Genomic DNA, 18,352 nt, shown 5'->3' on the forward strand with positions numbered 1-18,352 from the left:
ATGCCACTGACGAGGGCGCACGACGGCGTGGCCCCGGGCAGCAGAGGAGATGCCGTGGGCCCGCTCTCGGGTGTGCGCGTGGTCGAGTTCGCAGGGCTGGGGCCGGGGCCGTTCTGCGGCATGCTGCTGGCCGACCTGGGCGCCGACGTCGTCCGGATCGACCGGCGCGGGCCCGGCGGCGCCCTCGGGGGCACATCGCTGCTGGACCGCGGGAAGCGGTCGATCGCCCTCGATCTCAAGGACCCGGCCGACGTCGAGGTGGTGCGGGCCCTGGTGCGCCGGGCCGACGTGCTGCTGGAGGGCTTCCGCCCCGGTGTCATGGAGCGCCTGGGGCTGGGGCCCGACGCGCTGCTGGGGGAGAACCCCGCGCTGGTCTACGGCCGCATGACCGGCTGGGGGCAGACCGGTCCCCTCTCGCACACCGCGGGCCACGACATCGGGTACATCGCGCTCACCGGCGCCCTCGGCGCCAGCGGACGCCCGGACGAGCGGCCGGCGCCGCCGATGAACCTGCTCGGCGACTTCGGCGGCGGGGGAGTGTTCCTCGCGCTGGGCGCCGTGGCCGCGCTCCTGCACGCCCGCGCGACGGGGCAGGGCCAGGTGGTGGACGCCGCGATCGTCGACGGCACCGCCGTCCTCACCACGATGATCCACGGCATGCTCTCCACCGGCGGGTGGAGCGACGAGCGAGGCACCAACCTGCTCGACACCGGTGCGCCGTTCTACGACGTCTACCGCTGCGCCGACGGGCAGTTCCTCGCCGTCGGCGCGCTGGAGCCGCAGTTCTACGCCGCGCTGCTGGAGGGCCTGGGCGTCGCCGGGGACGAGTCCTTCCCCGACCGCTACCAGCCGGACCAGTGGCCGGCCCTGCGGGAGCGCTTCACCGAGCTGTTCGCGAGCCGGACCCGCGACGAGTGGTGGAAGGTGTTCGCCGGCACCGACGCCTGCGTCGCCCCGGTGTGGTCGCTGGTCGAGGCGACCCAGGACGAGCACAACCGCGAGCGCGAGGTCTTCGTCGAGGTGGACGGGACGACGCAGCCCGCCGTCGCCCCCCGGTTCTCCGCGACCCCGGGCTCCGTGGGCCGGATCCCGAAGGCCGGCGAGCACTCCGACGAGATCCGCGCCGAACTCGGCCTGTAGGGCGCGTCCTCCCTCACCGCCGAGCGTCCTCCCTCACCGCCCACCGTGAGGCAGGACGCTCGATGATCAGGTCACCTGATCGTGGCGGGGGAGTGGCGACGCCGGAGCGGCTCGAGCTCGGCCATCTCCTCGTCGGTGGCGACGCGGAAGGGCGGGGTGGCAGGGGGCTGCAGGGCGCTGCGGCCCTGTCCCCGCGTGGCCCGGAGGCTGAGCACGACGGATCCGCCGATGAGCACCGTGATGACGGCGAGGCTCACGGTCGTGGGGATGTAGAAGACGTCCACCTTGAGCAGCATCTTGATGCCGACCCACACGAGGACGAGCGCCAGGCCCACCTTGAGGTAGACGAACCGGTGGATCAGATCGGCCAGCAGGAAGTACATGGCGCGCAGGCCGAGGATGGCGAAGGCGTTGGCCGTGAAGACCAGGAACGGCTCGTCGGTGACCGCGAAGATCGCCGGGATCGAGTCCACCGCGAAGATGATGTCGGTGATCTCGACGAGCACCAGCACGGCCAGCAGGGGAGTGGCCATGAGCACCCCGGCGCGGCGGATCACGAACCGCTGACCGTGGTACGCGTCGGTCATCGGCACGTACCGGCGGAACAGGCGGAGGGACCGCGACGTCGAGGGGTCCAGGTGCTCGTCGCGCTGCCGGATCATCCGGACGCCGGTCCAGAGCAGGAACCCGGCGAACAGGTAGAGGATCCAGCCGAAGCTCGCGATGAGCACCGAGCCGCCGGCGATGAAGAGCCCCCGGAAGACCAGCGCGCCGAGCACCCCGAAGAACAGCACCCGGTGCTGGAACTCCCGCGGGACGGCGAAGAACGTGAAGATGATCGCCCAGACGAACACGTTGTCGACGGCGAGGGACTTCTCGATCAGGTAGCCGGCGAAGTACTGCTGACCGAACTCCGCGCCGTGCGCCCACCACACCCAGGCGCCGAACGCGACGCCGATCGTGATCCACACCGCCGACCAGGCGGCCGCCTCGCGGACGGCGATCACGTGCGCCGTGCGGTGGGCGAACAGGTCGATCGCCAGCATGCCGAGGATCAGGCCCAGCACCGAGAACCAGAGCCACAGGGAGACGTCCACGCGCGTACCACTCCTCCAGTCGGAACGTGCCAACTGGAGGTCTCCCCCGGCGGCTCCGACTCGGCAGCCGCCCGGTCCGCCGGGCCCCATGGGGAGCCGTGGTGACGACGGGACGCTGGGGGATACTCCCCTCCTGTGGAATGAGTGAAGCACACTTCACCTGTCGCCCGCCACCGCCGGCTCCCTCTGGGCGTCGCGCCGCCGAGGAGGACCGATGACCGCTGGGCACCACGCGTGGACGTTCCTCACCAACCACGGCCACGTCCTGCTCGCGGTCGCGCGGGCGCCGGACGCACGGGTCGCCGAGATCGCCGCGGAGGTGGGGGTGTCCACGCGCGCCGCGCTCAGCATCCTGCGCGACCTGGAGGAGGCGGGATACCTGACCCGGACCCGCGTCGGCCGGCGGACGCACTGCGAGATCAGGCCGCACCAGCACTTCCGGCATCCCAGCACCGCGCAGCACGAGATCGACGGCCTGCTGGCACTCCTCGGGCGCTGATCGACGTCCTCCCCCACCGCGCCGGCCCCGTCCAGAGGCTCGCGCCGAGCTTGCGAGGCGTGAGGAGGACGGGGTCCTTCACCTGATCCCAGCCACGGGCTAGCGGCGGCGGGTCTCGGGGAAGAGCAGGTCGACGAAGCGCTCCGCCGTGGGCTGCGGCTCGTGGTTGGCCAGGCCCGGGCGCTCGTTGGCCTCGATGAAGACGTAGTCGGGGCCGGACACGTCGGGCACCAGGAAGTCGATGCCGGTCACCGGGATCTCCAGGGCCGCCGCCGCTCGCACCGCGGCCGCCGCGATCTCCGGGTGGAGCTGTCCGGTGACGTCCTCGATGGTGCCGCCGGTGTGCAGGTTCGCCGTCCGCCGCACCTGGATCCGCTCCCCGTTGGGCGGGACGTCGTCCATGCCCCAGCCCTCGTCGGCGACGACCTTCACGGTGGTGTCGTCGAGCGGGATGCGGGACTCCCCACCGGTGGCGCGCTCCCGGCGCCGGCTGGTGGTCCGGACCAGGTCGGTGACCGTGGTGCGGCCGTCGGCCACGACCTCGGCAGGCCGGCGGACGGCGGCGGCGACCACCGCCCGGTCGATCACCAGCACCCGCAGGTCCTCACCGGGCACCAGCTCCTCGACCAGGACGTCGGGGCAGAACTGCAGGGCCTGCCGGACGGCCTTCTCCAGCCCCGCCTCGTCGGTCACTCCGACGGTGATGCCGCGCCCCTGCTCGCCGCGCGCGGGCTTGACCACGACCGAGCCGACCTCCCGCACGAGCGCGGCCGCCTCCTCCAGCTCCCCCTCGCAGGCCAGGGCCCCCCGGGCGACCCGCACCCCGGCCCGCTGCATGATCCGGCGGGTCACCCGCTTGTCGTCGCACCGGCTCATCGCCACGGCGGTGGTGAACTCCGACAGCGACTCCCGGGTGACCACGGTGCGCCCGCCCACGGACAACCGCAGCTCACCGAACTCCGCGTCGAGCACCTCGACGCGGATGCCGCGGCGCAGCGCCTCCTCGGCGATGATCAGCGCATAGGGGTTGAGCTCCTCCAGCCCCGGGGGCCGGGCCGCGAACAGCGGCGTGTTGATCGGGTTCTTGCGCTTCACGCAGACGGCGGAGACCCGGCTGAAGCCCAGCTTCCGGTAGAGCCGGATCGCGCCGTCGTTGTCGTGCATGACCGACAGGTCGAGGTAGGCGCGCCCGCGACCGACGTACCGCTCCGCGAGCACCCGCACCAGCGCCTCGCCCGTCCCGGTCGGGGCGTCCTGGTTGTTCACCGCGAGGCACCACAGGCTGGTGCCCGCCTCCGGGTCGTCGAAGGCCAGCGTGTGGTCCACCCCGGTGACCGTGCCGACGATCCGGCCGGTACGGGTGTCCTCGGCGACGAGGTAGGTGTAGCAGCGCGTCCGGTGGTTCTCCCACATGATGTCGGCGTCGCCGACGACCATGCCGTTGAGCGCGTAGATGTCGTTGATCGCCTCCATCTCCGCACGCGACGTGGCCGTGCGCACGAAGACCCCGCGGATGAGCTCGGGCCGGGCCCGGTAGCGGTGGAGGTCGAGGCGGTAGGTGTAGCTCGGGTCGATGAACAGCTCGTCGGGCGCGAGCCCGACCAGCACGTGCGGGTCTCGCGGGTAGATGCAGATGTCCCGCTCGCCGCTCTCCTCGGCGCGCAACGCGTCGACGATCCCGCGGAGGTCGGCGAAGGTCTGGCCGAAGACCAGCCGGCCCCAGCCCATGTCCAGGACGACGTCGCTCTGCATCCCCCGCAGCTCGTGCTCGGACGGCTCCCGCCACGACCGGTCGGTCAGGGCCGGGGCCGGGTTGCGGCGCCGGTGGCCCGCGAGCCGGGGTGCCATGACCATCTCCTCAGGCGGCGTGCGTCTGCAGCCAGAGCTCGAGCAGCCCCAGCTGCCAGAGCTTGTTGCCACGCAACGGGGTGAGCTCGCCGTTGGGGTCGGCGAGCAGTTCGCGGACGTACTCGGGGCGGAACATGCCGCGGTCGCGGGCGGCATCGCTGGACAGCGCGTCCCGCACCAGGCCCAGCACCTTGCCCTCGAGGTGGGTGATCGCCGGCACCGGGAAGTAGCCCTTGGGCCGGTCGATGACCTCCGGCGGGATGATCCGCCGGCCGATGGCCTTGAGCACGCCCTTGCCGCCGTCGGCCAGCTTCAGCTCGGGCGGGCAGAGCGCGGCGAGCTCGACCAGGTCGTGGTCGAGGAACGGCACCCGCGCCTCCAGACCCCAGGCCATGGACATGTTGTCCACCCGCTTGACCGGGTCGTCGACCAGCATGATCTCGCTGTCCAGCCGCAACGCGGCGTCGACCGCCGTCTCGGCGCCCGGGGTCTCCATGTGGGCGCGGACGAAGGCCAGGCTCGGGTCCTCGTCGAGCGCGTACCGGCCGGAGACCACCTGGCGCATCTGCGCGTGGTCCCGGTCGAAGAACGCCTTCGCGTAGGTGTGCACGGCCTCCTCGCGGCCGACGCCGGCCAGCGGCGGGTACCAGTGGTAACCGGCGAACACCTCGTCGGCGCCCTGACCGGACTGCACCACCTTGATCGTCTGCGACACCCGCTCGCTGAGCAGGTCGAAGGCGACGGCGTCGTGGCTGACCATCGGCTCGGCCATCGCGCCGACCGCGTGGCCGAGCGCGCCGACCAGCTCGTCGGAGCCGACCCGGATGCGGTGGTGGTCGGTGCTGAACCGCTCGGCGATCACGTCGGAGTAGACGAACTCGTCGCCCTCGCGCCCGCCGACCGACTCGAAACCGATCGAGTAGGTCGCCAGGCCGGTCTGCCCCTCCTGGGCCAGCAGGCCGACGATCAGGCTCGAGTCCAGGCCGCCGGAGAGCAGCACGCCGACCGGGGTGTCGGCCACCAGGCGGCGGCGGACGGCGACCCGCAGCGCCTCCTCGATCGCGTCCTCCCAGTCGCGGGCCGACCAGTTCACGTGCTCGGGGCGGCGCTCGTAGGTGGCGTTCCAGTAGCGGTGCTCGGTGCTCGACCCGTCGGCCTCGATCACCCGCACCGTGGCCGGGGGAAGCTTCCGGACGCCGTTGAGGATCGTCCGGGGTGCCGGCACGACCGCGTGCCAGGACAGGTAGTGGTGCAGCGCGACCGGGTCGATGGAGGTGTCGACGTCGCCACCACTGAGCAGCGCCGGGAGCGTCGAGGCGAACCGCAGCTTCTTGCCGGGGGTCTCGGAGAGGTAGAGCGGCTTGATGCCGAGCCGGTCACGGGCCATGACCACGCGGCCGGTGTCGCGCTCGGCGATGACGAAGGCGAACATGCCGTGCAGGTGCGAGACGACGTCGGCGCCCCAGTGGTGGTAGCCCTTGAGGATCACCTCGGTGTCGCTGTGCGAGAAGAACCGGTAGCCGTGCCCCTCGAGCTCGGCGCGCAGTTCCTTGTAGTCGTAGATGCAGCCGTTGAAGACGGCCGTCAGCCCGAGCTCGTTGTCCACCATCGGCTGGGAGCCGCAGGTGGACAGGTCGATGACCGACAGCCGGCGGTGCCCGAAGGCCACCCGGCCGTTGCTCCAGGAGCCTTGCCCGTCCGGCCCGCGGGGGACCAGGGACTCCACCATGCGGGCGACGGCCCCGGTGTCGGCCATCGAACCGTCGAACGTGATCTCGCCACTGAGGCCGCACATACGAAACGATCTAACCCGCCGCGAGCGCTCCGTGCGAGACGGAGCGGAGAACGTCACACGGACGTAATCGCGGCCCGGTTCCACGTGGAACCGGGCCGCGACGGCGGATCAGCCCCGGATTCGGGCCACCGCGGCGACGACGTCGACCAGGCCGGTGCCCTTGTCGAACGACGTCGTGTAGCCGCCGACGGTCCGGTAGGCGGCACCGTCGGTGTACCGGTGGGTGGTGCCCTTCAGCGCGGCCTCGATCTCGGCGGGCGTGGCCGACGGATCGGCCTGGAACAGCTGGGCGACGATGCCGGCCACGTGCGGAGCGGCCATCGAGGTCCCGCTGATCGTGTTGAACGTGCCGATGTCGAGCAGACCCGGACCGTTGCGGAAGTCCAGCCCCGTCGCGCAGATGGGCAGGTACGGCCGGCACGCGGAGGTGATGTTCTCGCCCGGGGCGGAGAGGTCCGGCCAGGTGGAGGGGTCGGCCGACGCGCCACGCGAGGAGTACTCGCTGACGACGCCGTCCCGGGTGCCGGTGTCCTGGTCGAAGTAGGAGGCCACCGAGAGGATGCCGCCGGTCGGGTCCTGCCCCGGCGGGTTGGTGAGGGAGGTCGAGCCGTCGCCGCCGTCGTTGCCGGCGGCCCAGACGGTGACGACGCCCTCGGCGGCCAGCGCCCGCTGCAGCTTGACGGTGGCGGAGTTCGGGTCGAACTCACCGCCGCCGCTGGGGCCGTAGCTGTTGTTGGTCACCTTGATCGGCGGGCAGACCGACGCCGGGACACCCTCGCCGCACGGTGCCTCGTGGTTCTCCAGCACCCAGTTGAGCGCCGAGTCCGCGCCCACGATGAGCAGCACCGCGCCGGTCGAGATGGACACGATGCTGGCTCCGGGGGCCGCGCCCTGGAACGTGCCACCGCCGGACAGCGTGGTGGGGCGGCCGGCCACGATGCCGCTGACGTGCGTGCCGTGGCCGCCCACCGACAGCGTGTCGGTGTCCACGAACCCGGGGACCGGCACGACGCAGTCGGGGGTCGACGTCACCTCCACGAGGCAGAGGCTCTTGAGGTTGGCGACGACGGCGCTGCTGCCGTCGGGGTTGCGGAAGTACGGGTGGTTCGGGTCGATCCCGGAGTCGATGACCGCCACGGACACGCCGCTGCCGTCGAGGGCCTCGCCGTTCGCGCCGGTCAGCGTGGCCACCGCCTCGGCGCCCCGCGTGGCGACGTTGGAGGTCTCCTGGGTGAACTCGATCGGGGCGTTGCCCTCGAGGTAGGTGATGCCGGGCTGCGTGCGGACCGACTCGATCTGCTCGGCGGTGCCGGAGGCCACCACGACGCCGATGCGCTCGAACTCCGTCACGGTGCCCATGCCCGTGGCGGCGACGGCGGCGCGGGCGGCTGCGGCGTCGGTGCCGTGCACCAGGACCGTCGTCGACCCGGTGAGGGTGCCGAGTTGCTCGGCGAGGAAGTCCTGGACCGGGGCCGGGGGAGAGCCGCTGGGCGCGGCCTGGGCGGGGGTGGCGGCGAGAGCGGCGACGACGACCGCTCCGCTGACGGCGCCGAGAAGTCGGCGGGACGAGCGGCTCATGAGCACTCCAGGCGGGGACACGGCGATGGTGTGTGGCCTGTCCCAACGACGCCGTCGCCGCGGGGTTACCCCCCGGCTGCCGCCGTCCTCCCTCACCGCAACGCGTCCTCCCTCACCGCCCACCGTGAGGGAGGACGCGCCACGATCAGGTCACCTGATCGTGGCCGGGTCTCGGGGTCAGCCGTAGTAGAGGGCGACCGGCCGGCCGTCGATCTCCCGGACGTCGACGGTCGTGTCGTAGACCGCGGCCAGCACCTCGGGCCGCATGACCTCGCGCGCGGGAGCGTCGGCGACGACGACCCCCTCCCGCATGGCGACGATGCGGTCGGCGTAGGTCGCGGCGAAGTTGACGTCGTGCAGCACGGTGATGATCCGCTTGCCCAGGTCATCGGCCACCCGGCGGACCAGCCGCATGATCTCGGTCATGTGCCGCAGGTCGAGGTTGTTCAGCGGCTCGTCGAGCAGCACGTACTCCGTGTCCTGCGCGAGCACCATCGCGATGAAGGCCCGCTGGCGCTGCCCGCCCGAGAGCTCGTCGAGGAACCGGTGCCGGTAGGGGTCCAGCTCGAGGTAGCTGATCGAGCGCTCGATGTGCTCGCGGTCGTCCACGGTGAGGCGCCCCCGCGAGTGCGGGAACCGCCCGAACTCCACCAGGTCGTGCACGGTGAGACGTGCGGCGACGTGGTTGTCCTGGCGCAGCACGGCGAGCCTCTTGGCGAGCTCGCCGGACGGCGTCGTCGCGATGTCCAGCCCGCCGACGGTCACCCGGCCGGCGTCGGGGCGGATCAGCCGGCCGACGAGCCCGAACAGGGTCGACTTCCCGGCCCCGTTCGGGCCGATCAGCGCGGTGACACCCTCGCCGCCGAAGCACACCGAGACGTCGTCGACGACCGTCTGGGTGCCGTAGCGCTTGGTGACGTTCTCGAGCGCGATCATCGCGCCCCCTTCCGGAGGACGAGGTAGAGGAAGAACAGCCCGCCGGCGAAGTCGATGACCGTGGACAGGGTGCCGCCGTAGCCGAACACCCGCTCCAGCACGAGCTGGCCACCCAGCAGGCAGACCATGCCGAGCAGCACGGCGGTCGGCACCGTCCAGACGTGGCGGAACGAGCCCGCGTAGGAGTAGGCGAGGTTCGCGACGATGAGGCCGAAGAAGAGGATCGGTCCCACCAGGGCCGTGGACGCGGCGATCATCACCGCGATGCCGGCGAAGAGGACCATCACGACCCGGCGGTGGTCGACCCCCAGGCCCACGGCGGCCGGCTCGCCCAGCGTGAGGACGTCGAGGGTGCGCCGCAGCGGCACGATCGCGACGCACCCGAGCGCGACCAGGACGGCGGTGAGCGCCAGCAGCGTCTCGTCCGGCCGGGTCAGGGAGGCGAACATGGCATCGCTGAGCACCTGGAAGTCGAGCGGGTCGAGCATCCGCTGCATCCACTCGGTGAAGCTGCGGAAGAACGTGCCCAGCACGATGCCCACCAGCAGCATCAGGTGGATCGAGCGCCGCTTGCCGCCGAACAGCCAGGTGAACAGCAGGACGCTGAAGGCCACCATCACGGCGATCTGGGTCAGCCACAGGGTGAGCTGGTCGAACGCCAGGAACGCCGCGGACCCGGAGACGAACACGACGACGGTGGAGATCAGCACGTAGAAGGCGTCGAACCCCATGATCGACGGGGTGAGGATCCGGTTCTGCGTGATGGTGTGGAAGACCACCGTGGAGACGCCGACCGCCGTCGAGACCACGAGCATCGCGAGCACGGTGCGGCTGCGGTACTCCAGCGCGAACGCCAGCGACCCGGGGACGTCGCCGAACAGGTAGACGCCGGTCAGGGCCAGGACGACGGCGCCGAGGACGGCGAGCCGGACCCACGGCTGGGCCCACGCGGCGGCGAGCCGGGCGTGGCCGGTGGCCGGCGGGGCGCTCCTGGTCGCCGCCGTCGTCGCGGTCGAGTCAGTGAGCACGGCTCCCCTTGCGCAGCAGCAGCCAGAGGAACAGTGCCGCCCCCACGATGCCGACGACGACCGACAGCGGGATCTCGTAGGGCATCCGGACGACCCGGGCGACCAGGTCGCAGGCGAGGACGAACACGGCGCCGATGCCCGCGACCCAGGGGATCGCGCGGCGCACGTTGTCGCCGATGAGGAGGCTGACGACGTTCGGGACGACGAGCCCCAGGAACGGGATCATCCCGGCGGTGACCAGCACCGCGGCCGTGATCACCGCGATGATCACCATGCCGACGGCGACCACCCGGCGGTAGTCCAGCCCCAGGTTGGTCGCGAACTCCTCGCCCAGGCCGATGACGCTGAACCGGTCGGCGGCGATCCAGGCGACGACGACCATCGCGCCCGCGATCCAGAGGAACTCGTAGCGGCCCTGCATGACCGTGGCGAAGCTGCCCTGGGACCACTGACCGAGCGACTGCAGCAGGTCGAGTCGGTAGGCGAAGAACGTCGTGACGGCGGCGACGACGCCGCCGAGCATGATCCCGACCAGCGGGACGAGCACGAGCTGGCGCACGGGCACGAACCGCACCACGCGCAGGAACACCCAGGTGCCGAACAGCCCGAAGGCCGCGGCGACGGCCATCTTCCCGACGACCGCCAGTCCGGGCAGGAAGACGATCGTGACCAGCATGCCGAGGGTCGCGAACTCGGTGACGCCCGTGGTGCTCGGCTCGACGAACTTGTTGCGCACGAGCATCTGCATGATCAGGCCGGCGATGCCCAGCGATGCGCCGACGAGCAGCACCGCCACGGTGCGCGGGATGCGGCTGGCCACGAGCAGGAACGCCGCGTCGCTCTCCTCCCCGCCGCGGAGGACGGTCGTCGGGGACACGTCGGAGACGCCGACGAACAGGCTCGTGACCGCGAGGACGCCGACCAGCACACCGATGAGCACCCCCACCCAGGTGCGGCGGGGCCGCACGCGGGCAGAGGTGCTCGCCAGGGGTCGGTCGAGCACGGCCATGTCGGTCAGCGGCGGCGTTCGGCCGGTGCAGCTCCGGTCATCGGGCGATCTGCAGGACGTCGTCGATCATGATCTTCGTCGTCTCGATGCCGCCGAAGACGATGTACCAGGCGGTCGGGTCCAGGTAGACGATCTGGCCGTTCGTGGCGGCCGTCGTCTGCCGCACGATCTCGTTGTCGAGCACGGCCTCCGCTGCCTGGGCGCCCGCCTCGCCGGTGGCGGCGTCGCGGTCGACGACCCACAGGTAGTCCGGGTCGGTCTCCAGCAGGAACTCGAAGGAGACCGGCTCGCCGTGCGTGGCGGCCTTGATGTCCTCGACGACCGGCTCGACGCCGAAGGCGTCGTAGATGAGGCCGCCGCGGGCGCCGCGCGCGTCGGAGTTCTCGCCCGCCGGGGCCATCGCGCTGAGCTGCCCGCCGGAGACCATGAGGCCCAGGCCGGTGCCGGCGTCGGCGGTGGCGGCCCGCGCCTCCTCGATCCCCTGCTCGATCTCCTCGATCGCGTCGGCCGCCTCGTCCTCGGCGCCGAGCACCTCGCCGAGGAAGGTGACGTTGCGCTCGAGGTTCTCGAGGTAGGTGCCCCGCATGCCCAGGTCGACGGTGGGCGCGATCCGGTTCAATTCCTCGAACAGGGCTGCCGAGCGGCCGCCGATGATGATCAGGTCGGGCTGCTGGGCCTCGATCCCGATGACGTCGGCCTCGAACAGCGTCCCCACGTCGTACGCGTCGTCGGCGAGGTGCTGCTCGAGGTAGCCGGGGACGGAGTCCAGCGGCGCACCCGCGACCTCCCCGCCCAGCGCCCCGATGGTGTCCAGGCTGGCCATGTCGAAGACCACGATGTTCTCGGGGTTCTTCGGCACCTCGACCGTCGTCTCCTCGAGCTCCGGGTCGGCGTCCTCGTCGGCGGCGTTCACGTTGCGGTCCCAGGTGAAGGAGACCGTCTCGCCGCCCGCCGCGGCACCGGAGCCCGGGTCGGCCTCGGCGTCGTCACCGCAGGCGGAGAGCGCCAGGACGGCGGCCAGGGGGAGGGCGAGGGCCGAGAGCGGCCGGACTGTGCGCATGGTGCTCCACTTCGGAACTGAGGATAGGTATGCCTAACTAAGCCGGGCCTAACCTGCCATACCTGTTCCGGTTCACCGCCGGTGGGGTCCTGACGGCCGGACCGCCCGCCGGACCGTCGGGCGCGCGCGGGAAGATGGTCGGCGTGCCCCACCCCGTCCGATCGCGGCCCCGGCCGTGACGCTGTCGCTGGTCGTCCCGATCACCGTCGTGTCGGTGGTCGTCGTGGTCGTGGGGGTGGCGTCCACGCTCGCCCGGCGGCGCATCGGCCTGGTCCACCTGGTCGCGGCGGCCGTCCTCGAGGTGCTGCTGCTGGTCCAGGCGGCGGTGGCCCTGCTCGCCATGGACGGCGAGACCCCGGCGGACACCGCGTCGTTCCTCGGCTACCTGTCCGGCGTCGTCCTCGTTCCCGTGGCCGGCGTGCTGTGGGCGCGCACCGAGATGACCCGCTGGGCCGGCACCGTCCTGGCCGTGGCCGGGGCGGCCGTCGGCGTGATGATCTGGCGGCTGCTGGAGCTGTGGGAGGCCACCGGTGCCTGACGACCGCGTGTTGGGTGCGCCGGCCGAGCGAGACGCCGGGTCCGCGGCGGGCGGCCGCAGGGTGCTGGTGGCCCTCTACGCGGTCTTCGCGCTGGCCGCGGGCGCGCGGGCCGGCGTGCAGCTGGCGACCCGCTTCGACGAGGCGCCGCTGGCCTACGTGCTCTCGGCGCTGGCCGCGGCGGTCTACCTCGTGGCGACGGTGGCGCTGGCGCGCGGCCCGGCCGGGCGGCGGACGGCGCTGGTGGCGATCAGCGTCGAACTGGTCGGGGTGCTCGTCGTCGGGACGCTGTCGCTGGCCGACCCGGCGGCCTTCCCCGACGAGACGGTCTGGTCCGGGTACGGGCGCGGCTACCTCTACGTCCCGCTGGTCCTCCCGGTCCTCGGCCTCTGGGCCCTCCTCCGTCGCGGAGCGGGACGCACGGCGCACGGCTGACCGCGCTCAGGCCTCGGATCGGTGCAGCAGCCCGTAGGACCCCCGGTGGAACAGCAGCGGACGGCGGTCGGCCGAGGCGCCGAGGTCGAGCACCCGGGCCACGACGATGGTGTGGTCGCCGCCGTCGTACTCGGCCCACAGCTCGCCGTCGATCCAGGCGACGACGTCGTCCAGGACGGGGGAGCCGTGCGGGCTCGGCGTCCAGGAGACGCCCTCGAACTTGTCGGTCACCGACCGGGCGAAGTTCTGCGACACGGCGTCCTGGCCCTCGGCCAGCACGTTGATGCAGAACCGGCCGATGTCCCGCAGCCGCGCCCAGGTCCGCGAGGTGCGGGCCGGCGCGAACGCGACCAGCGGCGGGTCCAGCGACAGCGAGCTGAACGACTGGCAGGTGAAGCCGATGGGGCCGTCGGCGGTGTCCGCGGTGAGCACGGTGACCCCGGACGCGAAGTGGCCCAGCACGTCGCGCAGCACCCGCGGGTCGACGATCCGGGGGGCGCCCTCGGTGGGCCCGGTCACCGGTCGTCCCGGGACCGCGGCACGGACCGGCCGCCGGCCCGGTACAGCGAGCTGGGCAGCTCGTGCCCCACGGCCTGCTCCGTCACCCGGGCGGCAGCCAGGACTGCGTCGAGGTCCAGCCCGGTCCGCACACCCGACTCCTCGAGCATGTAGACCAGCTCCTCCGTGGCGATGTTGCCGCTCGCGCCCGGGGCGAACGGGCAGCCGCCGAGCCCGCCGATCGACGCGTCGAGCTGCGTCACACCCGCCTGGACGGCGGCCAGTGCGTTGGCCTGGCCGGTGCCGCGGGTGTCGTGGAAGTGCACGCCGACCGGGATGCCCGGGCAGGCGCGGCGGACGGCGTCGAGCAGCTGCACCACGCGCAGCGGCGTCGTGGTCCCGATCGTGTCCCCCAGGCACAGCTGGTCGGCGCCGGCCGTGACCGATGCCCGGGCGACGTCGACGGTGCGGGAGATCGCCGTGCGGCCGTCGAACGGGCAGTCCCAGGCGGTGGCGATGATGACCTCCAGCGAGCCGCCGGCCCCGTGGGCGAGGTTCGCGATCTCGCCGACGCGGCCCACCGCCTCCGCGGTGGTGCATCCGGCATTGGCCCGGCTGTGCCCGTCGGTGGCGGAGACCACGTACTCGAGGTCGGCCACCCCGGCGTCGACCGCGCGGACGGCGCCCCGGGGGTTGGCCACCAGGGCCGACCAGTGCACCTCCGGCCAGCGGCTCAGCTCGGCGGCGACCTGGTCGGCGTCCGCCAGCGCCGGTACGGCCTTGGGCGACACGAACGACGTCGCCTCGATCCGGCGGACCCCGGTGGCGACCAGCGCCTCCAGCATGTCCAGCTTGGCCTCCAGCGGAACGGGTGCCTCCAGCTGGAGGCCGTCCCGCATGCCGACCTCCCGGACGTCGATCTCCGCGGGCAGGACCAGGTCGAACTCGTTCACGCCGTACCTCCTGACAAGGGTCTCCGCGCATCCTCCACCCGTCCGGGGTCCCCCGATGAGGCGACCCGGAACGGTTCCGTGACGCCTGCCGCGCCGTTCGTCGGTGGCGTCGCGCAAGATGAGTGCAGGCGACGGAGGTGGGGATGTGATCGAGGTGGTGGGCGCGTTCCCCCCTGCTGACCGGCGCAGCGCCTTCGCGAACGCCCCGATGGGGGTCGCGCTGACCACGCCGGACGGCGTCCTGGTCGACGTCAACCCGGCGCTGGGCGAGCTGCTGGGCCGCACGCCAGAGGAGCTGTACGGCACCTCCGTGCACGACATGATCCATCCCGACCTCGCGGCCGCCGCCCGCGAGGCGTTCGCGGCCCTGCTGACCGACCACAGCCGGCCGCTGCGGCACGAGACCCGGCTGGTGCGCGCCGACTCCACGGCGGTGCCGGTCCAGCTGACCGCCTCCTGGGTGGAGGAGACGCCCGAGGGCCAGGCCGCGCACCTGGTGATCATCATCGAGGACATCACCGAGCGGAAGGCGCTCGAGGCGCAGCTGGTCCACCGCTCGCTGCACGACCCGCTCACCGGGCTGCCCAACCGGCTGCTCTTCCAGGACCGGCTGTGGCACGCCCTGGAACGGGGTCAGCGCGAACGCACGCCCACCTGCGTCCTGATCATGGACCTCGACGGGTTCAAGGCGATCAACGACGAGCTCGGCCACCCCATGGGCGACCTCGTGCTCGTCGCCTTCGCCGACCGCCTGCGCTCGGTGCTCCGGGCCAGCGACACCGCCGCGCGACTCGGCGGCGACGAGTTCAGCATCGTCTGCGAGAACACCGAGCCCGCCGACGCGGAGGTGCTCGCCGACCGGCTGCGGGCCGCGGTCACCCAGCCCCTGGAGCTCAGCGGGCAGGAGGTCTCGATCGGCATCAGCATCGGGATCGGCTCGGCACCCGGCGGGGAGGAGCCCGGCGACGTGCACGAACAGGTGGTCCGGGCCGCCGACGACGCGATGTACGCCGACAAGAGCCGGCGCCGCCCTCCCCGCCGCTAGGACGTCCGCGCCGCTAGGACCTCCCGCCGTCGGACGACTGCCCGGCGGCCACCCATTCGAGGGTGGTCCGCAGCCGTGCGAACACGGCGATGAGAATCGGCAGGGGCAGCGCCACGAGCACGAAGCCCAGCAGGGCGTCGGCGTCCTCGCCGTAGAGGGTCGAGCCGCCCACCACCGCGACGACCAGCAGCGAGGCCGCCGCGCCCAGGGCCGCGATGAACAGCACGTCCGCTCCCCGGCGTCCGACCAGCCGGACCGCGCCGGCGATGAGCCCCGTCGCGCTGAGCACTCCGGTGAGGAACAGCAGCACAGAGACGGCTCCGCCGCCGTCGGCGAGGATGACGAGCAGGGCGCCGAGCGAGACCAGTGCGCTCGCGCCGCCCGCGATGAAGCCCAGGACGGCGGCGGTGGTCGCCGAGCCGGGCCGCCCGGGGCCGTGCGGCCACGGAGCCTGCGCCTGCGGAAGGCCGTAGGGCGGGCCGTAACCCGGTGGCGGTCCGTAACCCGGAGGCGGCCCGTAACCCGGAGGCGGCCCGTAACCCGGAGGCGGCCCGTAACCCGGAGGCGGCCCGTAACCCGGAGGCGGCCCGTGACCGGGCGGCGGACCGGTGGGCGGCGGACCGGTGGGCGGCGGACCCTCGTAGCCGGAGTCATCGTGCGGGCTGCCGTTCACGGCCCCAGTCTGCCGGTCGGGTCAGACGACGCGCGGCGAGTACATGATCACGGCGACCCCCACGAGGCAGAGCAGAGCGCCCGCGACGTCGTACCGGTCGGGCCGGAAGCCGTCGACGGCCATGCCCCACAGCAGCGACCCGGCGACGAAGACCCCGCCGTAGGCGGCCAGGATCCGGCCGAAGTTCGCGTCGGGCTGCAGCGTGGCGACGAAGCCGTACGCGCCGAGCGCGATCACCCCGGCGCCGATCCAGAGCCAGCCCCGCGCCTCCCGCACCCCCTGCCAGACCAGCCAGGCGCCGCCGATCTCGGCCAGTGCGGCCAGGAGGAACAGGAGGACGGAGCGCGCGACGGTCACCCCCGGACCGTAGAGCGGCTCACCCGGCCCGGCGCGGCTCCCCCGCGTACGTGCCGAACGACCACAGGTTCCCCTCCGGATCGCGGACCGAGCACTCCTTCGACCCGTAGTCGGTGGTGGCGGGTTCGCGGACGATGGTCGCGCCCGCCGCGACGGCGCGGGCGTGGACGGTCATCGGGTCGGCGGTGACGACGTAGCAGGCGGCGGTGCCGGGCACGGCCGGCCAGGCGTCGTCGGGCTCGTCGCGCACCGAGCCCAGCATCACGCCGCCGCCCTCCGGCCAGGAGAGCTGGGCGTGGTCGACGCGGTCCCCCTCGCCGTAGACCACGGTCTCCTCGAAACCGAGCACGTCGACGAGGAAGCGGATCAGGGCGCGGGCGTCGTGCGCGCGGAAGGCGGGCCATACCTGGGGCTGTGGTGTCGTCATGCCGGCGAGAGTGCCGCGTCGAGGGCACGGGTGTCTTGGACGTATCCGAACTCCGCAGCGAGCCAGCGCGTGGGGGGCAGCCCGGAGAACGCGCGCCATTCCCGGGTCAGGTGGGCCTGGTCGGCGAAGCCGCCGGCCGCGGCGAGCCCGGCGAGGTCCGCCGGGTGCCCGGCGGCCACGCGCCCGGCGAGCGCACGGCGGGCGACGTCGAACCGGGCGATCCGCGCCGCCTCCTTGGGACCGAGCCCCGTCTCGGCGCGGAACCGCTGCTCCAGGTACCGGGGCGACCAGCCCACGCGGCGGGCCACCTCGGCGACCCGAAGCCGGCCGTGCGACGTCGTCGTCAGCCGCCAGGCCTCGGCGACGCCGTCGGGGATCTCGTCCGCGGGCCGTAGCCGGCGGAGCAGTACCGCGTCCAGCACGGCGAAGCGCTCGGCCCACCCCTCAGCTGCCCGGACGCGTCCGAGCACCTCGTCGGCGGCACGGCCGAGGAGCTCGTCGAGGTGGAGGTCGACGGAGGCGAGCGCCCCGGCCGGAACGCCCAGCAGCGCCCGCGCGCCGGCCGGCGTGAGCGACAGCTGGATGCCGGCCTGCCGCCCGGGATGGGCGATCCGCGCCGGACGGGTGTGCAGCCCGCCCACCAGCGCGTCGAACCGGCCGGGGCTCTGCCCCGGATCGGGATGCGCGGCCATGACCAGCGGCTCGTCGAGGGTGAGGATCAGCGTCAGCCACGGGGAGGGGAGCCCCAGGTGCTCGCCCGGCGGGAGGCCCTCGTGGTCGTAGCCGACCGCAGCCGCGACGAACGGGCGCAGCGCGGGATGCGGGCGATGCGCCACCGACTCCTGCCGCATCAGAGCATCGTCACAGCGCGGCGGCGCCGTGTCACGGGGCAGGGCGAGGTTCCCGCCTCAGGCGCCCGACGCCGACACCGCGATACCCATGACGAAGATCAGGGCGAGGATGCCGACCCCGATCCAGCCGAGCACGATGCCGGCGGTCGCCATGCCGCCGCCGGCCTCCTGGCGCTCCGCGATCTGCCGCTTGGCGATGTAGCCGAAGATCAGCGCCAGGATGCTGCCGATCCAGTACAGCCAGAGGATGCCCAGCACCAGCGAGGCGATGGCCATGCCGTTCGTGCGCTGCGGGGGGGCGTAGCCGTACGGGTAGCCGCCGTAGGGCTGCCCGTAGGCCGGCGGATATCCGCCGGCGTACGGGCCCTGGGGCACGGCGTAGCCCCCGGGCTGCGGATAGCCGCCAGGCTGCGGGTAGCCGCCGGGCTGCGGCTGCTGCGGGTAGCCCGCGGGCTGCGGCTGGTCCTGCCCCCAGGCGCCACCGGCGGGCTGGCCGTACGGGGTGCCGTCACCGGGCCGACCGTGGGGGTCGCCGGCACCGGGCTCGTGTGGACCGGGGTGGGTCATCGGGGTGCTCCTGCTCGCTG

General features: G+C 72.9%; 20 protein-coding genes. 5 read left to right on the forward strand and 15 right to left on the reverse strand.

Annotated features, from left to right (window positions below):
• Positions 1–54 precede the first annotated feature (54 nt).
• On the forward strand, positions 55–1,140 hold the full coding sequence (locus tag BN344_RS13205) for a CaiB/BaiF CoA transferase family protein (RefSeq protein WP_040338837.1): 1,086 nt from the start codon (positions 55–57) through the stop codon (positions 1,138–1,140).
• 71 nt (positions 1,141–1,211) lie between these two features.
• Here the strand turns inward: BN344_RS13205 and BN344_RS13210 are convergent, their stop codons facing one another.
• Positions 1,212–2,237, reverse strand: a complete 1,026-nt coding sequence (locus tag BN344_RS13210; RefSeq protein WP_040338838.1) for a TerC family protein — start codon at positions 2,235–2,237, stop codon at positions 1,212–1,214.
• Positions 2,238–2,451: 214 nt separating this feature from the next.
• On the opposite strand from BN344_RS13210, the gene BN344_RS13215 reads away from it, so the two are divergent.
• Positions 2,452–2,736 carry a helix-turn-helix transcriptional regulator gene (locus BN344_RS13215; protein WP_040338839.1) on the forward strand — a complete coding sequence of 95 codons (285 nt, stop codon included), beginning with the start codon at positions 2,452–2,454 and terminating at the stop codon, positions 2,734–2,736.
• 99 nt (positions 2,737–2,835) lie between these two features.
• Here the strand turns inward: BN344_RS13215 and ngg are convergent, their stop codons facing one another.
• From ngg to BN344_RS13250, 7 genes are all read right to left on the reverse strand, one after another.
• Complete coding sequence (gene ngg / locus BN344_RS13220) at positions 2,836–4,584, reverse strand: N-acetylglutaminylglutamine synthetase (RefSeq protein WP_231486785.1); 1,749 nt, start codon at positions 4,582–4,584, stop codon at positions 2,836–2,838.
• 10 nt (positions 4,585–4,594) lie between these two features.
• Positions 4,595–6,379, reverse strand: a complete 1,785-nt coding sequence (locus tag BN344_RS13225) for an N-acetylglutaminylglutamine amidotransferase (RefSeq protein WP_040338841.1) — start codon at positions 6,377–6,379, stop codon at positions 4,595–4,597.
• Between the two features lie 108 nt (positions 6,380–6,487).
• Positions 6,488–7,957 carry a S8 family serine peptidase gene (locus BN344_RS13230; protein ID WP_040338842.1) on the reverse strand — a complete coding sequence of 490 codons (1,470 nt, stop codon included), beginning with the start codon at positions 7,955–7,957 and terminating at the stop codon, positions 6,488–6,490.
• A gap of 177 nt (positions 7,958–8,134) precedes the next feature.
• Positions 8,135–8,893 (reverse strand): iron ABC transporter ATP-binding protein, encoded by a 759-nt coding sequence (locus BN344_RS13235; RefSeq protein WP_040338843.1) that lies wholly within the window; start codon positions 8,891–8,893, stop codon positions 8,135–8,137.
• On the reverse strand, positions 8,890–9,921 hold the full coding sequence (locus BN344_RS13240; RefSeq protein ID WP_081788588.1) for an iron chelate uptake ABC transporter family permease subunit: 1,032 nt from the start codon (positions 9,919–9,921) through the stop codon (positions 8,890–8,892). The genes BN344_RS13235 and BN344_RS13240 overlap by 4 nt, the downstream gene beginning before the upstream one ends.
• Positions 9,911–10,924, reverse strand: a complete 1,014-nt coding sequence (locus tag BN344_RS13245) for an ABC transporter permease (protein ID WP_197022313.1) — start codon at positions 10,922–10,924, stop codon at positions 9,911–9,913. Before BN344_RS13245 ends, BN344_RS13240 begins: the two co-directional genes overlap by 11 nt.
• 43 nt (positions 10,925–10,967) lie before the next feature.
• Positions 10,968–11,990, reverse strand: a complete 1,023-nt coding sequence (locus tag BN344_RS13250) for a siderophore ABC transporter substrate-binding protein (RefSeq protein WP_051515863.1) — start codon at positions 11,988–11,990, stop codon at positions 10,968–10,970.
• A gap of 175 nt (positions 11,991–12,165) precedes the next feature.
• Here BN344_RS13250 and BN344_RS13255 point away from each other — a divergent pair, with 175 nt between their 5' ends.
• Both BN344_RS13255 and BN344_RS13260 read left to right on the forward strand, forming a co-directional pair.
• Positions 12,166–12,528 (forward strand): hypothetical protein, encoded by a 363-nt coding sequence (locus BN344_RS13255; protein WP_040338844.1) that lies wholly within the window; start codon positions 12,166–12,168, stop codon positions 12,526–12,528.
• A complete protein-coding gene (locus tag BN344_RS13260) occupies positions 12,521–12,961 on the forward strand; it encodes a hypothetical protein (protein WP_197022314.1) in 441 nt (146 codons plus the stop codon). The genes BN344_RS13255 and BN344_RS13260 overlap by 8 nt, the downstream gene beginning before the upstream one ends.
• 6 nt (positions 12,962–12,967) lie before the next feature.
• Here BN344_RS13260 and BN344_RS13265 read toward each other — a convergent pair whose 3' ends face one another.
• Positions 12,968–13,480, reverse strand: a complete 513-nt coding sequence (locus BN344_RS13265; RefSeq protein ID WP_040338845.1) for a flavin reductase family protein — start codon at positions 13,478–13,480, stop codon at positions 12,968–12,970.
• Positions 13,477–14,412: a hydroxymethylglutaryl-CoA lyase gene (locus BN344_RS13270; RefSeq protein WP_155858871.1), complete on the reverse strand. Its 936-nt coding sequence runs from the start codon at positions 14,410–14,412 to the stop codon at positions 13,477–13,479. Before BN344_RS13270 ends, BN344_RS13265 begins: the two co-directional genes overlap by 4 nt.
• Before the next feature lie 145 nt (positions 14,413–14,557).
• Here BN344_RS13270 and BN344_RS13275 point away from each other — a divergent pair, with 145 nt between their 5' ends.
• Entirely contained in the window at positions 14,558–15,457 is a 900-nt protein-coding gene (locus BN344_RS13275; RefSeq protein WP_040338846.1) for a GGDEF domain-containing protein, read from the forward strand.
• A 13-nt stretch (positions 15,458–15,470) separates the two neighbouring features.
• Here the strand turns inward: BN344_RS13275 and BN344_RS20340 are convergent, their stop codons facing one another.
• Genes BN344_RS20340 through BN344_RS13300 form a run of 5 tightly spaced genes read right to left on the reverse strand, consistent with a single transcriptional unit; the run spans position 15,471 to position 18,332 of the window.
• Entirely contained in the window at positions 15,471–16,130 is a 660-nt protein-coding gene (locus tag BN344_RS20340) for a hypothetical protein (RefSeq protein WP_051515864.1), read from the reverse strand.
• A 21-nt stretch (positions 16,131–16,151) separates the two neighbouring features.
• Complete coding sequence (locus BN344_RS13285) at positions 16,152–16,487, reverse strand: YnfA family protein (protein ID WP_040338847.1); 336 nt, start codon at positions 16,485–16,487, stop codon at positions 16,152–16,154.
• 19 nt (positions 16,488–16,506) lie between these two features.
• Positions 16,507–16,914: a VOC family protein gene (locus tag BN344_RS13290; protein WP_040338848.1), complete on the reverse strand. Its 408-nt coding sequence runs from the start codon at positions 16,912–16,914 to the stop codon at positions 16,507–16,509.
• Positions 16,911–17,765 (reverse strand): helix-turn-helix domain-containing protein, encoded by an 855-nt coding sequence (locus BN344_RS13295; protein WP_040338849.1) that lies wholly within the window; start codon positions 17,763–17,765, stop codon positions 16,911–16,913. The genes BN344_RS13290 and BN344_RS13295 overlap by 4 nt, the downstream gene beginning before the upstream one ends.
• 57 nt (positions 17,766–17,822) lie before the next feature.
• On the reverse strand, positions 17,823–18,332 hold the full coding sequence (locus BN344_RS13300) for a DUF4190 domain-containing protein (RefSeq protein ID WP_051515865.1): 510 nt from the start codon (positions 18,330–18,332) through the stop codon (positions 17,823–17,825).
• Positions 18,333–18,352: the final 20 nt, after the last annotated feature.

Origin of the sequence: Candidatus Blastococcus massiliensis AP3, from assembly GCF_000582785.1 — a bacterium.
Classification (GTDB): Bacteria; Actinomycetota; Actinomycetes; order Mycobacteriales; family Geodermatophilaceae; genus Blastococcus; species Blastococcus massiliensis.

Bases quoted from the DNA above. Each gene is read 5' to 3' on its own strand.
- BN344_RS13215 (WP_040338839.1), top strand. From the start codon at position 2,452: ATGACCGCTGGGCACCACGCGTGGACGTTCCTCACCAACCACGGCCAC.
- ngg (WP_231486785.1), bottom strand. From the start codon at position 4,584: ATGGCACCCCGGCTCGCGGGCCACCGGCGCCGCAACCCGGCCCCGGCC.
- BN344_RS13225 (WP_040338841.1), bottom strand. From the start codon at position 6,379: ATGTGCGGCCTCAGTGGCGAGATCACGTTCGACGGTTCGATGGCCGAC.
- BN344_RS13230 (WP_040338842.1), bottom strand. From the start codon at position 7,957: ATGAGCCGCTCGTCCCGCCGACTTCTCGGCGCCGTCAGCGGAGCGGTC.
- BN344_RS13235 (WP_040338843.1), bottom strand. From the start codon at position 8,893: ATGATCGCGCTCGAGAACGTCACCAAGCGCTACGGCACCCAGACGGTC.
- BN344_RS13250 (WP_051515863.1), bottom strand. From the start codon at position 11,990: ATGCGCACAGTCCGGCCGCTCTCGGCCCTCGCCCTCCCCCTGGCCGCC.
- BN344_RS13290 (WP_040338848.1), bottom strand. From the start codon at position 16,914: ATGACGACACCACAGCCCCAGGTATGGCCCGCCTTCCGCGCGCACGAC.
- BN344_RS13295 (WP_040338849.1), bottom strand. From the start codon at position 17,765: ATGCGGCAGGAGTCGGTGGCGCATCGCCCGCATCCCGCGCTGCGCCCG.
- BN344_RS13300 (WP_051515865.1), bottom strand. From the start codon at position 18,332: ATGACCCACCCCGGTCCACACGAGCCCGGTGCCGGCGACCCCCACGGT.